The organism is Bradyrhizobium sp. CCBAU 65884 (assembly GCF_028128835.1).
GTDB lineage: Bacteria > Pseudomonadota > Alphaproteobacteria > Rhizobiales > Xanthobacteraceae > Bradyrhizobium > Bradyrhizobium ottawaense.
The window spans coordinates 74766-89453 of sequence record NZ_LBJU01000106.1 but is presented as its reverse complement, the minus strand read 5'-3'; the positions used below and the strand labels follow the sequence as shown (position 1 = coordinate 89453).

The following is a 14688-nucleotide window of genomic DNA, read 5'->3' as shown; positions in this document are numbered from 1 at the left end:
CATCACGGCCGACGCCAACGATCTCGGCGGCGCTGCCGCCCAGGCCAGCCGCGCCGCGCGCCGCACCTACGCCAACGTGCCCTCGCCCTCGCCGGAATTCGACCGGCTCGAGCCGAGCCTGGAAAACCGCGCCGGCGAGCAGGACGCGCCCTATTCCTACGACGAGTCGGTCGAGGAGGCCGAGCGCTACGCGCCGCAGCCGCCGTCGCCGCGTCCGCGCATCGCGCCCGAGCGCGACGCCAAGAAGCGTGCCCGCACGCGCTCCGCCTTCCCGTTCAAGAGTGCGATCGCCGTCGGCATCGTGCTGATCCTGGTCGGCGCCGGCATCCTCTGGGGCAAGCAGCTGGTCCAGATCGCGACCAACCTGCTCAAGTCCTCGCCGACCCAGGTGGTGGAGGCGCCGAAGGATCCGTCCCAACCGCAGAGCAAGCCCAAGATTCCGGATCGCGTCGGCCAGCCCTCGGCCAGCGACCAGCCGGTCGCGCCGGTGGCGCAGAAGGTCGTGCTCTATGACGAGGATCCGTCCGATCCGAAGGGCAAGCAATATGTCGGCTCGGTGGTGTGGCGGCTCGAGCCGATCAAGGCGTCGGGCAACCAGAAGGCCGACGTCGCCGTGCGTGCCGACATCGAGATCCCCGACCGCAAGTTCAAGATGACGATGTCGTTCCGCCGCAACACCGATTCCTCGCTGCCGGCGAGCCACACGGCGGAGCTGACCTTCATCCTGCCGCCGGATTTTCCCGGCGGCAGCGTCTCCAACGTGCCGGGCATTCTGATGAAGTCGAACGAGCAGGCGCGCGGCACGCCGCTCGCCGGCCTCGCGGTCAAGGTCACCGACGGCTTCTTCCTGGTCGGCCTGTCCAATGTCGACGCCGACCGCTCCCGCAACGTCCAGCTCCTGAAGGAGCGCTCGTGGTTCGACGTGCCGCTGGTCTATGCCAATCAGCGCCGCGCCATCATCGCCATCGAGAAGGGCGCCCCCGGCGAACGCGCCTTCAACGACGCCTTCGCACAGTGGGGCGACTGAGGTACTGCTGTCATTCCGGGCTCGGTGCTGCGCACCGCCCCGGAATGACATTCTTCATGGATTACTATTGCGCCGCCGCTTCCCGCTTGCGCGATGCTGATGCCGCGGCTTCGCGGTCCATCACGGCGCGGCAGCCGGGGCTGACCTGGGCCTTGTTCCGCACCATGCAGGCCCTGACCCTGGGAATGTCGGGGATCTCACTTGAGCACAGCCGCATCGCATCGCCCGTGCACATCTGCTGCGCTTCGGACGAGAAGGCGAGGCCGGGTGAGGTCTGGAGTGCGATGGCGGTGGTTGCTACGGCCAACAGCGAAGCGGTGGTCTTAAGCAGCGAAGCGATCGTCTGATAGCGTGTCATGCAGAATGCGTCCCCGAGTTCCGTGAGCTTGAGCCACTTGGTTTTTGGGGCGCCGCACACGGCTTGATCTGCCGCATGTCACAGCCTTCACGTCGGGAACTTTGGTCCCGCATGTGGTCGCTCGATTTCTTGATGTTCGAATCGAAAAGTGCTGCGCCGCCCGAGCGAAGTATGCGCCATTGTCACGCGGCTGCAATGGCAGGCGCAAAGGAATTTACAATTGTTGCGTGGACGTCACGCACAAAGCGTGCGCGCGCGATCAGATCATCCGATCGAAGGAGGCGCTCGCTTGTTCCACATCGCTCGCGCCGAGCGCGGCGGCGTGTTCCTCGACGGCGGTGACGCCTTTGGCAGTCAGCTCGAACAAATCGCCGTCCTTCATCACGTAGCCGTCGGCGATGAGCTCGCCGATCTTGCCGTGGCGGTCGTCGGCGAAGGCAACGGACTGGCTGATGTCCCGCAGGATCGAGAGCTGTTCGTCGCGCAACATGGCTTCACTCTCCGTTCGCTGGGGATGGTCGCGGTCCTCACATGCCGTGGCTCTGAAACACCTTGCTGCAAGAGCGCGACAGCTTGGCCCGGTTGGCTTGCAGGCAGCCCTGCACGGCGCCGTCATTGCCGAGGTCCTTGCGGCAGAAGCGCGAGGCGTCGCGCGAGCAGGCCTGCTGTTCCTGGGGCGAGCCCATGTGGCCTTGCGCAAGAGCGGGTGCGTTCGACAGGCCACTCAGGGCTGCCAGCGTGATCGTCGCCAGGAGAAATCTGCGGGCCATCGGCGGCTCCAATCTGACAGGGATAATTCAGGTCCTGTCTGAACTCGTCGCCTTGCCACTTGTTCCTCCAAAGGCAGAGCTCGCCCCGCTATTCAAGGTTCCCGCGGCGCTGCTATAACACCGGCGAAACGTGAGGTGTTTGATGAAACGCTATCTGGTGTTTGCGCTGGTTGGCCCGTTCGTCGGCGGGTTCCTGCTGCTGCTGACGACGACCTATCAGTCCGGCTATTGGGCCCAGACCAGTCTCGGCGAGGTCGGCAAGCTGTTCGCGGTGTTCTTCAAGACCCTGCAATACAGCTATCTGTTCGGCTTCCTGCCTTCGCTGATGATCGGCGCAGTCGATGACATCCTGACCCATGTCAGGCGGATCGGCCCGGGCTTGCGGATGCTCCTGGTCGGCCTGTTCGCCTTCGTGCTGGCCTCGCTCACCTACAGCTCGCGCGGGCCGGATTCGGGCGCGGTGCAGTTCATCCTGTATGGCCTCGTCGGGTTCGTGCCGGCGGTGATTTCGTCCTGGCTCGTGCATAAATACATCAAGGAGCCGCACCCGGTGGCGGCGCCGACCTGAGCGCGCGACGTTCGGACGCGGCGCAGCAACCTCAGCCGCGTCCGCGCGTTCCCTGAAGGCCATGACCATGTCCGACGACGACATCCTAGCTCCACGCAGATCCCGTCCGGGGAGCTCGCGCGCGACCTCTTCCGGCACCGATGCACGCGGGCCGATCATCGACCAGGACGGCCGGGAAATCCGCCCCGAGACGCTGGAGCAGGGGTTTCGCGAATTCGGTTTCGAGCTTGGCAAGGACAATCCATTCGCCGGGAGTCCGTTCGGCAATCTGACGCGCGAGCAGCGGATCGCGCGGATCGAGGCGATCGCAAAGCTGCTCGACGTCGCCTTCATCCTGCCCGGCACCAACATCCGCTACGGCATCGACGGGCTGATAGGCCTGATCCCCGTCGTCGGCGACATCATCACCACGGCGATCTCGCTGTGGCTGGTGCGGGAGGCCCGCGCGTTGGGCGCGCCCTGGTACATCACCACCCGCATGCTCGGCAATGTCGCGCTCGACGGCGTGGTCGGCATGGTCCCGTTCGCGGGCGACGCTTTCGACGTGATGTTCCGCGCCAACATGCGCAACGTGCGTCTGCTACGCCGCTGGCTCGACAAGCAGCCGCGGATTTAGCGCTTCTTTGCCTCTTCCCGCCTGCGGGGAGAGGCCGGAATTTGCGCGAGCAAATTCCGGGTGAGGGGGACTCTCCGCGAGTCCCAGCTGTCACCGTGATAGCGGAAGCAGCCCCTCACCCCGCCCCTCTCAGCGCGAACGAAATTCGTCGCGACCCCGCAAGAACGGGGCAAGGGAGACGACAGAGCGTGCCCCCAAGAGCGTGCCCCCCAAACGCAAAAAGCGCGACAGCCTTTCGGCCGTCGCGCTTTCCGCGCACATCGGAAGGCTCAGCGAAAACCTAAGCCGCGTCGGCGGCGTCGGTCTCGGCCGGCGCCGGCTTGGGACGGCGGGGCAACGGGAAGGCTTCGCTCTCATAGAGCGAGCGGATGCCGTTCTGGTCGAAACGCGCTTCCTCGACCTGGAGATAGGCGCCGTTCAGCGAATCCGTCGGCAATTGCTCCATCGCGAACTGCACGGCTTCGGCCGCGGTGCCGAACCGGCGATAGGTGAAGCCTGCGCGCTTCTTCTTGCGGATCGCGGCGGGGAAGAGTTCGGCGGAGGTGTTGAAGTTGAACGGACGCAGTGGACGCATGGTCAAAGACCTCGTGATCTTCTCTGGGGCTTTAAGCGCGTGGGGTTTGGGAGGGCAGGGGCCGCCATCGAGCGAGCCCGCCGCACATGCCATTTCGCCCTCTAATATAGGCCGATTTGACAAAAATGCGACCCCCGCGATGGGAGATGATGAATCCGCGCATGGCAGCTCCGCGGATGAAATTAATCAAATTATTTCAATGGTTTATATGGATTACAATTTGCCAAGAAGCAGCAGGACGACCAGCACCGCCAGCACGACGCCGCCGATGCCCATGCCGGAATGGCCCATCCCATAGCCGTACCCGCCGATGCGGCCGGACAGGCCGCCGAGCAGATAGATGATCACCAGGATGATCAGGACGGTCCCGAGTGACATGGTATCCTCCCTGGCGGCCGCCAAATGCGATGATCGGCCGCACCGCCAGACAAGAAAAGCACATCGCGCGGCCGGGTTCCATGAAGGAACCAGGCCGCGCGCAACCTTATTTCGGCTCCAGCTTCAGCGCGGCCGAATTGATGCAGTAGCGCAGGCCGGTCGGCCCGGGGCCGTCGGGGAAGACGTGGCCGAGATGGCCGCTGCATTTGGAGCAGAGCACCTCGGTGCGGATCATGCCGTGGCTGACGTCCCGCTCCTCGTCGATATGGCTCTCGACGGCGGGCTGGGTGAAGCTCGGCCAGCCGCAGCCGGAATCGAACTTGGCGTCGGACTCGAACAGCACATTGCCGCAGCCGGCACACGTGTAGGTGCCGGCGCGGTGGTCGTGCTCATACTCGCCGGAGAAGGGACGCTCGGTCGCCTTCTCGCGCAGCACCGCGTACTGCATCGGCGACAATTCGCGCCGCCACTGCTCTTCGCTCTTGATGACCTTGTTATCGGTGGTTTTCATTTTGGTGTCGGGCATGGGTCTCCCGTTTGTTTCGGTGATCTCGCGATCAGTTGGTGGCCTTGCTGGCACTCACCAGCGTCGGCTTTTCAATGTAGTTATCCGCGAACAGCTTTTTCAGGTTCTCGACCTTGGGCAGGTCGTTATAGGCGATGTAAGGCTGGTTCGGGTGCAGCGTCAGATAGTCCTGGTGGTAGGCCTCCGCCGGGTAGAACGCCTCCAGCGCGCCGACCTTGGTCACGATCGGCTTGCTGAACACCTTGGCGCCGTTGAGCTGGGCGATATAGGCCTCCGCCACCTTCTTCTGCTCGTCGGAGGTGGTGAAGACGGCCGAGCGATATTGCGTGCCGACGTCGGGGCCCTGGCGGTTGAGCTGGGTCGGGTCGTGCGCCACCGAGAAGTAGATCTGGAGGATCTTGCCGTAGGAGATCTTCTTCGGGTCGTACTTGATCTCGACCGCCTCGGCATGGCCGGTCCGGCCGCTCGAGACCGTCTGGTAGTCGGCGGTCGCCTTGGTGCCACCGGCATAGCCGGAGACCGCGTTGACGACGCCCGCGGTGTGCTGGAAGACGCCCTGCACGCCCCAGAAGCAGCCGCCGGCGATCACGGCGGTCTGGATCCCGCTCGCGGGTGCCGCATCCATGGCTGGGGCGGGGATCACGACCGCATCCTCCGCAGCCCGGGACGGCGCGGTAAAGGCCAGCGCAAAGGTTAGCGAAAGGGCGGTGGTTGCGGCGAGCAGGGAGGCGAGGGCAGGTCGGCGCATGGCGGATCCTCTTTCGGAAGGTCTGACAGTCTACGGCGGTCGGGGCCGGACGAACAGTTGCCCGGCCGCGTTTTCGCACCATCCGAGGTACGGACGGAGCCGTCGATTGTTACGGCGGGACGGACACGAGTCTGTGAAATGAGCCGCGCGGGATAGAAGGGCGCCGGCGGCTTGGCGAGACCGGGAACTCCGCGCTAGATGAACCGGTGCGATCGATGATCGACTCAAGAAGAATCTGGCTGGAGCAGGCCTGACCCATGCTGCGCGTCGTTTCCCTGACCCTCGTCATCCTGACCGCCGGCCTGTTCAGCGCAGTGGCCGACCCGCAGGCCGACGATCTCACCCTCTGCCGCGACCGCCAGGCGGAGGCCCAGGCCCGCGCGAGCGCCTGCGACAATCTGCTGAAGGCCGACAAGCTCAGCGGCAAGGACAAGGCTATCGCGCTCTCCGTGCGCGGCAACACGCTGATCAACAAGCGCGATTACGACCACGCGATCGAGACCCTGTCCATCGCGGTCGATCTCGATCCGGATTACGTCATTGCCCTCAACCTGCGCGGCCTCGCCTATGAGCGCAAGGGCCAGGACGATCTCGCCATGGCGGACTACAACCTCGCCCTCCAGAAGCGCCCCACCTACGGTGTCCCCTACAACAATCGGGGCGTCATCTATGCGCGCCGCGGCGCGTTGCAAAGCGCGATCGACGATTTCAGCCTGTCGATCAAATACACGCCTAAATTCCTGCTCGGCTGGACCAATCGCGCCCGCGCGCGGACGCTGATGAAGGATTTCGACGGCGCGATCGCGGATTTCGCGGAGGCCGAGAAGATCGACCCGGCCGCGCCGCAGATCGCCAGCAACCGCTGCATCACGTACGGCATGATGGGCAAGTATGCGCAGGCCCTTGCCGACTGCAATGGCCTGATCGAGCGGCAGCCGAAAAACGTGTTCGCGATCAACAACCGCGCCGACGTCAGCATGATGAAGGGCGACCTCGACGCCGCGCTGAAGGATTACAACACGGCCATCCAGATCAATCCGAACAACATCCGCGCGCATTCCGGTCGCGGCCAGATCTACGAGCGGAAGAAGGATCTCGCGCAAGCGCGCGCCGATTTCCGCGCTGCCGCCTATTCGTTGACGAAGTTCGACGAGCCCGACGTCGCCCGCGCCCGTGCCGTCGCGCAGGAGCGGCTCGCCGCGCTGACGCCGCAGGCGCCGGCCGGAGCAACCGGGCGCCGCGTGGCGCTGGTGATCGGCAACGGCGCCTACAAGAACGTCCACGCCTTGCCCAATCCGCCGCGCGATTCCAAACTGATCGCGAGCGTGCTGCGCGACGTCGGCTTCCAGAGCGTGATTTCCGTCAATGACCTCACCCGCGACAAGTTCTTTGACGCGTTGAAGGCCTTCGCGGAGGAAGCGGAGAAGGCCGACTGGGCCGTGGTCTATTACGCCGGCCACGGCTTCGAGATCGGCGGGGTGAACTATCTCGTTCCCGTCGACGCCAAGCTCGCCGCCGACAAGGACGCCGAGACCCAGGCGGTCGCCCTCGAGCAGGTGATCGCCGCGGTCGGTGCCGCGCGAAAAATGCGTCTCGTGGTCCTGGATGCCTGCCGCGACAATCCGTTCGCGCCGAGCATGCAGCGCACGCTGTCGCTGAAACTGGTCGACAAGGGCTTTTCCAACATCGAGCCCGGCGCCGGCTTCATGGTGGTCTATGCCGCCAAGCACGGCGAGACCGCGATGGACGGCGACGGCAGTGCCAACAGCCCGTTCGCCACCGCGCTGGCCCGCGAGATCAAGCAGCCCCGGATCGAGATCCGAAAACTGTTCGACATCATCCGCGACGACGTCTGGGCCGCCACCAGGCACGAGCAGCAGCCGTTCACCTACGGCTCGCCGCCGGGACGCGAAGATTTTTATTTTGTCGCGGGGAAATAACTGAGCGTGAGGCGCGGCAACGCCACCTCATAACCGCTGTCGTCCCCGCGAACGCGGGGACCCATAACCCCAGGCAGGAGCGTGAGGCAAAACTCCCACTCCGAGTCTTCGTCAATCATCTTCCTGTGGGTAAGGGTCCCGGATCGGCGCTCCGCTTCGCTACGCTTGTCCGGGACGACAGCGGAGGTCGAGGCTCGGGCCTCGGCACCTAAACCACGATACTCAACCTTTTCGCCGCCCGCGTGATGCCTGTGTACAGCCACCGCGCCCTTGAGTCCTGGAACGCAAAGCTCTCGTCGAACAGAACGACGTCGTCCCATTGGGAGCCCTGCGACTTGTGCACGGTGAGCACGTAGCCGTAGTCGAACTCGTCATAGGGCTTGCGCTGCTCCCAGGCGATCTGCTCGACACCGCCCTCGAAGCAATCGGCGCGCACCGAGACCTTGGTCACCTTGTGGCCGAAATCCTCGTCGGGCGACAGCCGCATCGAAAGGATGCGCGATTTCGAGCGCGAGGTGTTGCGCGACTTCACGCGCCATAGCCCGCCGTTGAACAGGCCCTTCTTGCGGTTGTTGCGCAGGCACACCAGCTTGTCGCCGGCGACCGGGAAGACGTCCTCGATGTTCTGGCGCTGGCGCACCCGCATGTTGTAGGCGCGCCTTGTGTTGTTGCGGCCGACCAGCACCTGGTCGGCGCCCATGACCCTGTCAGGATCGAGCTCCTTGCGCGACACCACCTCGCTCTCGCCGTAGCGGCCGATGTCGAGTTCGCGTCCCTCGCGCACGTCCATCGACATCCGCACGATCGGATCGTCCTGCGCCTGGCGGTGCACCTCGGTCAGCATCGCGTCCGGTTCGGTGTTGGTGAAGAAGCCGCCGCCCTGGATCGGCGGCAGCTGCGCGGGATCACCCAGCACCAGCAGCGGGCAGTCGAACGACATCAGGTCGCGGCCCAATTCGGCGTCGACCATCGAGCATTCGTCGATCACGATCAGCTTCGCCTTCGAGGCCGGCGCGTCGTCCCACAATTCGAAGCTCGGCTGCTCCTCGCCGGATTCGCGGGCGCGGTAGATCAGGGAGTGGATGGTGGAGGCATCGTCGCACCCCTTGTTGCGCATGACGAGGGCGGCCTTGCCGGTGAAGGCGGCGAACTTCACCTCGCCGTCGACGCCGTCGGCGATGTGCCGCGCCAGCGTGGTCTTGCCGGTGCCGGCAAAGCCGAACAGGCGGAAGATCGGCGGCGTGCCATTGCGGCCCGGCTTGGCCTTCAGCCAGTCGCCGACGGCCTTGAGAGCGGCATCCTGATGCGGTGTGAAACTGGCCATATCTGTCTTGAGGAAGGGCGAAAAGGCGGCGATTCGCTACGCCCCAAGTTAATCATTCGACCCCCGCTTTCAAGCCGGATGCAGCAGCGAAGATCGAGGCGTCAGCGGGCGGTCGTCAGCTTCCGCTGGCCCGCCTCGCGGCCGCAAATCCGCCTCGTGACGTCGCAGGTGAAGGCGAAGTAAACGCCTTGCCCGGTTTGCGCAATTTCGTGCGGCAAACGACCCGCAGGTTAATCGTTGCTTGCGCGCGTTCGCGACGCCGGTTGATCTAGCGCAATGCAACATGGACAGCGCGAACCTATGGTCCGCAGCGGTGACAACGGCGTCGACCGAGATGTGCCCGATGGGGCGCATTCTCCTGGAAAATTCCTCAACACGGGTCTGCCCGTGAGGATTCGGATATGCCGAGACCAATGTCGCGACGCTCACTATTCTCTGCCGTTCTGCCTTTCGCATCCCGCCGCGACGCGCTTGCGCCGCGCGTGAACGAGTCGTGCCCCGAACAGGTGGCGACCGTCTCCAGCGCGAGCGCCTGCGTCGAAAGACGCGGCGTGGTCTGCCGTCGCTGCGTCGAAGCCTGTGAGCATTCCGCCATCCGCATTCTCGCGCGCGAGAAGCTCGGCGCCGTCATCGATGCCGCGGCCTGCATCGGCTGCGGCGACTGCATCCCGGTCTGCCCGGTCGAAGCCATCGCGCTCGCGCCGCGCGACCGGATCGCGCTGGTATCCGAACTTGCAAACCTGGTCGTGCACAATGGCTGAAGCCACCAACATCTGCGGCGTTGCCGTCTATCTCGCACCGGATGCCGCGGGCGGTCTGACGGACCGGATCCTGGCGCTGCCCGGCGTCGAGCTCGAGGCCGCATCCGGCGAGAACCGGCTCGCGCTGACCGTCGTCGATACGCCGGCCTCGCTGGCGATCGACCAGATCGCCGCGATGCATCGCCTGCCCGGCGTCGTCAGTGCCTCGCTGATCTTTCACGCCTTCGATGCGCCCGACGACGAGAGCGCGATCGAGACCGAGCCGGCCGCCTGCTGCGGCGGCCTCTGCCAGAATTCCGGCGCGCACGCGCGCCCTTCCGCAATTTGAGATTCGTTGAGCCGGAGAGACCGACGATGGTTACGAAGTTGACGAACGGAAATGAAGCCACGGCGACCCGCCGCGATGCGTTGAAGGCAGCCGCAGCGGTTGCTGCCGCCTCGACCATCGGTGTGACGCTGCCGGATGCGGCGATCGCGCAGCCGGGCAAGACCGACGGCATCCGCTGGGACAAGGGCGTGTGCCGCTTCTGCGGCACCGGCTGCGGCGTGATCGTCGGCACCAAGAACGGCAAGGTCGTGGCGACGCAAGGAGATCCCGATGCGCCGGTCAATCGCGGCCTCAACTGCATCAAGGGCTACTTCCTGTCCAAGATCATGTACGGCGAGGACCGGCTGACCCAGCCGATGCTGCGCATGAAGAACGGCAAGTTCGACAAGAACGGCGAGTTCGCGCCGATCTCGTGGGACGACGCCTTCAAGCTCATGGCCGAGAAATGGAAGACCGCGTTGAAGGCCGGTGGCCCCTCGACCGTCGGCATGTTCGGCTCGGGCCAGTGGACCATCTGGGAAGGCTACGCCGCCGCCAAGCTCTACAAGGCCGGCTTCCGCTCCAACAACCTCGATCCGAATGCGCGCCACTGCATGGCCTCGGCCGTCACCGGCTTCATGCGCACCTTCGGCATCGACGAGCCGATGGGCTGTTACGACGACATCGAGCACGCCGATGCGTTCGTGCTGTGGGGCTCGAACATGGCGGAGATGCATCCGATCCTGTGGTCGCGCCTGACCGACCGCCGTCTGACCCATGAGGGCTGCGAAGTCCACGTGCTCTCCACCTTCGAGCACCGCTCGTTCGAGCTCGCCGACAATCCGCTGGTGTTCACCCCGCAGAGCGACATGGCGATCCTCAACTACATCCAGAACTACATCGTCAATTCCGGCGCGACGAACAAGGACTTCGTCGAGAAGCACGTCGAGTTCGCATCGACCGTGACCGACATCGGCTACGGATTGCGGCCGACGCACGCGCTCGAGATCAAGGCGCTCAACGCCTCGCACAAGGCCGGCAAGGACGGCGCGCTCGATCCGGCCGGCTTCAAGGACAAGATCGGATTCGACGAGTACAAGAGGCTGCTCGAGCCCTATACGCTCGACTATGCTCACAAGATGTCGGGCGTGCCGAAGGAGAATCTCGAACGGCTCGCAAAGCTCTATGCCGATCCCAAGAAGAAGGTCGTCTCCTACTGGACGATGGGCTTCAACCAGCATGCACGCGGCACGTGGGTCAACAACATGATCTACAACGTGCACCTCTTGATGGGTAAGATCTCGGAGCCGGGCAACGGCCCGTTCTCGCTGACCGGCCAGCCCTCGGCCTGCGGCACCGCGCGCGAGGTCGGCACCTTTGCCCATCGCCTGCCGGCCGATCTGGTCGTCACCAACCCGAAGCACCGCGAGACGGCCGAGAAGGTGTGGCAGCTGCCCGAGGGCACCATCCCGGGCAACATCGGCTACCATGCCGTGCTGCAGAACCGGATGCTGAAGGACGGCAAGCTCAACGCCTATTGGGTCCAGTGCAACAACAACATGCAGACGGCCCCGAACATGAACGAGGAGGGCTATCCCGGTTATCGCAATCCGGCTGCCTTCGTCGTCGTCTCCGATCCCTATCCGACCGTGACCACGCTGGCCGCGGACCTCATTTTGCCGACGGCGATGTGGATGGAGAAGGAGGGCGCCTATGGCAATGCCGAGCGGCGCACCCAGTTCTGGCGCCAGCAGGTGAAGGCGCCGGGCGAGGCGCGCTCGGATCTCTGGCAGGTGATGGAGTTCTCCAAGTACTTCAAGATCGAGGACGTGTGGCCGGAGGAGCTGATCGCCAAGAAGCCGGAGGTGCGCGGAAAGACGCTGTTCGACGTGCTCTATGCCAACAGCGAGGTGAACAAGTTCCCGATCACCGAGTGCCAGAAGGGCTTTGACAATTCGGAGAGCGCCGCATTCGGCTTCTACGTGCAGAAGGGCCTGTTCGAGGAATACGCCAAGTTCGGCCGCGGTCACGGTCACGATCTGGCGGATTTCGAGCAGTATCACCAGGCGCGCGGCCTGCGCTGGCCGGTCGTCAGCAACAAGGAGACCCTCTGGCGCTTCCGCGAGGGCTACGATCCCTACGTCAAGCCGGGCGAGGGCGTGTCGTTCTACGGCAAGCCGGACAAGAAGGCGCGCATCATCTTCTGTCCGTTCGAGCCGGCGGCCGAAACGCCCGACAAGGAGTTCGATCTGTGGCTGTGCACCGGCCGCGTGCTGGAGCATTGGCATTCCGGCTCGATGACGCGCCGCGTCCCCGAGCTGCACCGTGCCGTGCCGGCCGCGACGCTGTTCATGCATCCGGACGACGCGGCCGAGCGCAAGCTGTTGCGCGGACAGCCGGTGAAGATCCAGACGCGGCGCGGCGAGGTGGTCACGCGGGTCGAGACCAAGGGCCGCAACAAGCCGCCGCGGGGCCTCGTCTACTTCCCGTTCTTCGACGAAAGCCAGCTCGCCAACCAGCTCACGCTCGATGCGACCTGTCCGATCTCGAAGGAGACCGACTTCAAGAAGTGCGCCTGCCGCGTGACGTCGGCCTAAACCCTCGATGGACGAGCCATGTCGGATTCCAGCTCAGGCATCCCGCGCGATCCGCGCCGCCGCAAGGCGCTGCAGGATATGACGCGTTTCGGCGGCGGCGCAGCCGTCGCCGCAACGATGCTGACGGCATTCGGCGTGTCCTCGCGGGCCAAGCCAGCGCAGACGCTGCGGCCGCCGGGTGCGCTGCCCGAGAAGGATTTTCTGGCGGCCTGCGTCCGTTGCGGCCTGTGCGTTCGCGACTGTCCTTACGACACCCTGAAGCTCGCGGACTGGGCCGGCGGGCCCGCGATGGGAACGCCGTTCTACGTCGCCCGCAACGTGCCTTGCGAGATGTGCGACACCATTCCCTGCGTCAAGGCCTGCCCGACCGGCGCGCTCGAGCATGCGCTGACCGACATCGCGAAGGCCAAGATGGGCGTCGCGGTGATCACCAGCCGCGAGACCTGCCTCAATCTGCAGGGCTTGCGCTGCGACGTCTGCTATCGGGTCTGTCCGGCCATCGACAAGGCGATCACGCTCGAGGTCTCGCACAACGCGCGCACGACCAAGCACGCGATCTTCGAGCCGGTCGTTCACGCCGAGTCCTGCACCGGCTGTGGCAAGTGCGAGAAGTCCTGCGTGCTGACCGATGCCGCGATCAAGGTGCTGCCGATCGAGCTCGCCGCGCTGAAGCAGGACGAGCACTACAAGCGCGGCTGGGAAGAGAAGTCCAGGGCCGGCGGAGCCCTGGTCGACGCGCCGCTCAAGCTGCCGGTGCGCAGACCCGAGGGAGGCACGCCATGACGGCGAATGCCAGGCCTTATGTCGAAGCGCGCGCGGTGAAGGGACTTTGGGCCGCCTCGCGGTTTCTGGTGCTGCGGCGGGCGAGCCAGCTGTTCTTCCTCGCGCTGTTCCTGTCGGGGCCGCTTCTGGGCATCTGGATCGCCAAGGGCACGCTGGCCTCGTCGATGACGCTCGGCACGCTGCCCCTGACCGATCCCTTCGTCTTGCTGCAATCGCTCGCGGCGCGCCATTGGCCCGAGGGCCTCTCGGTGATCGGCGCCGCGATCGTGCTCGCCGCCTATCTGCTGTTCGGCGGCCGGACCTATTGCTCCTGGGTCTGCCCGGTCAATCCAGCGACCGATCTTGCTGCCTGGCTGCGGCGGCGGCTGGGCATCACCTTCACGGCCAAGATCCGCCCGGAGCTCAGGCTCTATTTCGTCGGCGCGGTGCTCGCGGCCTCCGCACTATCAGGGTCGATCGCCTGGGAGCTGATCAACCCGGTGACGGCGCTGCATCGCGCGCTGGTGTTCGGTCTCTGGTTCGGCGCCGGCGGCACCGCGGCGATCTTCGTGTTCGATCTCCTCGTCGCCAGGCACGGCTGGTGCGGTCATCTCTGTCCGGTCGGGGCGTTCTACGGCCAGATCGGCAAGGTCGCGCGGCTGCGCGTCACCGCCGACAACCGTGCCGCCTGCAACGACTGCATGGATTGCTTCGCCGTCTGTCCGGAGCCGCATGTCATCGGCCCCGCGCTCAGGGGCGAGCGCAGCGGCGCCACGCCGGTCATTATCGCGGGCGATTGCACGCTCTGCGGAGCCTGCATCGACGTCTGCTCCAAGCAAGTCTTTCATCTCGGTCTGCGCGGCCGCAATGCGGCGCGTCCGGACCCCTCCATGACCGCGCCATCGCCAGCGGCGCGCGTCGTCTCTTCCCAGCCGGCCGTCCTTGAAAGGGACCTCCCATGACGTTTGTTCGACTGATTCCGTTGATCGCGGCGGCGGCCGTCGCCGTCGCAGTTGCAATTCCGTTCGCGGTGTCGGGCCCGCTTGCGCAGGAAGCCAAGCAGCCCAAGGCGCTGCGCGAGGCCCCGCTGACCGAGATGTCGGCGCCGCCCGACGTGACCAAGCAGTCCGTGCCGGCGAGCGGCTTCGAGCGCGCCTATCGCCAGCAGCCGCCGCTGATCCCCCACAAGATCGACGGCTACCAGATCACGACGGAGAACAACGCGTGCATGGGCTGCCACGACTGGCCCGGCAATACCCGCGTCAACGCGCCGAAGATCTCGGAGACGCATTACGTCGACCGCCAGGGCGTGCGGCTCGATAAGGTCGCCGGCACGCGTTACTTCTGCCAGCAATGCCACGTGCCGCAGGCCGACGCGAAGCCGCTGGTCGGCAACATCTTCCAGAACGCGACGCAGGCGAAGTGAGGCTGA

General features: G+C 65.3%; 17 protein-coding genes and 1 pseudogene. 10 read left to right on the top strand and 8 right to left on the bottom strand.

Annotation, left to right across the window (positions count from 1 at the left end; all coding sequences use genetic code 11):
• Positions 1-1027, top strand: a pseudogene (locus tag XI03_RS12300) (hypothetical protein); the annotation flags it as partial.
• Positions 1028-1091: 64 nt separating this feature from the next.
• Here XI03_RS12300 and XI03_RS12295 read toward each other — a convergent pair.
• The 3 genes from XI03_RS12295 to XI03_RS12285 all read right to left on the bottom strand — a co-directional run bounded on the left by XI03_RS12295 (position 1092) and on the right by XI03_RS12285 (position 2155).
• Entirely contained in the window at positions 1092-1385 is a 294-nt protein-coding gene (locus XI03_RS12295) for a hypothetical protein (protein ID WP_162832256.1), read from the bottom strand.
• A 259-nt stretch (positions 1386-1644) separates the two neighbouring features.
• A complete protein-coding gene (locus XI03_RS12290; RefSeq protein ID WP_026202008.1) occupies positions 1645-1875 on the bottom strand; it encodes a hypothetical protein in 231 nt (76 codons plus the stop codon).
• A 37-nt stretch (positions 1876-1912) separates the two neighbouring features.
• Entirely contained in the window at positions 1913-2155 is a 243-nt protein-coding gene (locus tag XI03_RS12285) for a hypothetical protein (RefSeq protein WP_028140239.1), read from the bottom strand.
• Positions 2156-2297: 142 nt separating this feature from the next.
• On the opposite strand from XI03_RS12285, the gene XI03_RS12280 reads away from it, so the two are divergent.
• Positions 2298-2723 (top strand): DUF5413 family protein, encoded by a 426-nt coding sequence (locus tag XI03_RS12280; protein WP_028140238.1) that lies wholly within the window; start codon positions 2298-2300, stop codon positions 2721-2723.
• A 61-nt stretch (positions 2724-2784) separates the two neighbouring features.
• Positions 2785-3339, top strand: a complete 555-nt coding sequence (locus XI03_RS12275) for a DUF4112 domain-containing protein (RefSeq protein WP_271592283.1) — start codon at positions 2785-2787, stop codon at positions 3337-3339.
• A 280-nt stretch (positions 3340-3619) separates the two neighbouring features.
• Here XI03_RS12275 and XI03_RS12270 read toward each other — a convergent pair whose 3' ends face one another.
• The 4 genes from XI03_RS12270 to msrA all read right to left on the bottom strand — a co-directional run bounded on the left by XI03_RS12270 (position 3620) and on the right by msrA (position 5565).
• Positions 3620-3913, bottom strand: a complete 294-nt coding sequence (locus XI03_RS12270) for a hypothetical protein (protein WP_018318374.1) — start codon at positions 3911-3913, stop codon at positions 3620-3622.
• 213 nt (positions 3914-4126) lie between these two features.
• On the bottom strand, positions 4127-4291 hold the full coding sequence (locus XI03_RS12265) for a DUF3309 family protein (protein ID WP_080670079.1): 165 nt from the start codon (positions 4289-4291) through the stop codon (positions 4127-4129).
• Positions 4292-4397: 106 nt separating this feature from the next.
• The gene (gene msrB, locus XI03_RS12260) at positions 4398-4817 is read right to left on the bottom strand and encodes a peptide-methionine (R)-S-oxide reductase MsrB (RefSeq protein WP_271592282.1); all 420 of its coding nucleotides are present in this window, start codon (positions 4815-4817) and stop codon (positions 4398-4400) included.
• A gap of 31 nt (positions 4818-4848) precedes the next feature.
• Positions 4849-5565, bottom strand: a complete 717-nt coding sequence (msrA, locus tag XI03_RS12255; RefSeq protein WP_271592281.1) for a peptide-methionine (S)-S-oxide reductase MsrA — start codon at positions 5563-5565, stop codon at positions 4849-4851.
• Positions 5566-5822: 257 nt separating this feature from the next.
• Between msrA and XI03_RS12250 the strand changes: the two genes are divergently transcribed.
• Entirely contained in the window at positions 5823-7505 is a 1683-nt protein-coding gene (locus XI03_RS12250) for a tetratricopeptide repeat protein (protein WP_271592280.1), read from the top strand.
• A gap of 208 nt (positions 7506-7713) precedes the next feature.
• On the opposite strand, the gene XI03_RS12245 is transcribed toward XI03_RS12250, so the two are convergent.
• Positions 7714-8829 carry an ATP-dependent DNA helicase gene (locus tag XI03_RS12245; protein WP_104462595.1) on the bottom strand — a complete coding sequence of 372 codons (1116 nt, stop codon included), beginning with the start codon at positions 8827-8829 and terminating at the stop codon, positions 7714-7716.
• Positions 8830-9311: 482 nt separating this feature from the next.
• Between XI03_RS12245 and XI03_RS12240 the strand changes: the two genes are divergently transcribed.
• The 6 genes from XI03_RS12240 to XI03_RS12215 are packed head-to-tail and all read left to right on the top strand — an operon-like array spanning position 9312 to position 14682.
• Positions 9312-9590, top strand: a complete 279-nt coding sequence (locus XI03_RS12240; RefSeq protein WP_271592279.1) for a 4Fe-4S dicluster domain-containing protein — start codon at positions 9312-9314, stop codon at positions 9588-9590.
• The gene (locus tag XI03_RS12235) at positions 9583-9918 is read left to right on the top strand and encodes a chaperone NapD (protein WP_173015774.1); all 336 of its coding nucleotides are present in this window, start codon (positions 9583-9585) and stop codon (positions 9916-9918) included. The genes XI03_RS12240 and XI03_RS12235 overlap by 8 nt, the downstream gene beginning before the upstream one ends.
• Before the next feature lie 26 nt (positions 9919-9944).
• Positions 9945-12494: a nitrate reductase catalytic subunit NapA gene (gene napA, locus XI03_RS12230; RefSeq protein ID WP_038948467.1), complete on the top strand. Its 2550-nt coding sequence runs from the start codon at positions 9945-9947 to the stop codon at positions 12492-12494.
• An 18-nt stretch (positions 12495-12512) separates the two neighbouring features.
• Positions 12513-13277 (top strand): ferredoxin-type protein NapG, encoded by a 765-nt coding sequence (gene napG, locus XI03_RS12225; protein WP_271592278.1) that lies wholly within the window; start codon positions 12513-12515, stop codon positions 13275-13277.
• On the top strand, positions 13274-14218 hold the full coding sequence (gene napH, locus XI03_RS12220) for a quinol dehydrogenase ferredoxin subunit NapH (RefSeq protein ID WP_271592277.1): 945 nt from the start codon (positions 13274-13276) through the stop codon (positions 14216-14218). Before napG ends, napH begins: the two co-directional genes overlap by 4 nt.
• Positions 14215-14682 carry a nitrate reductase cytochrome c-type subunit gene (locus XI03_RS12215; protein ID WP_038970850.1) on the top strand — a complete coding sequence of 156 codons (468 nt, stop codon included), beginning with the start codon at positions 14215-14217 and terminating at the stop codon, positions 14680-14682. Before napH ends, XI03_RS12215 begins: the two co-directional genes overlap by 4 nt.
• Positions 14683-14688: the final 6 nt, after the last annotated feature.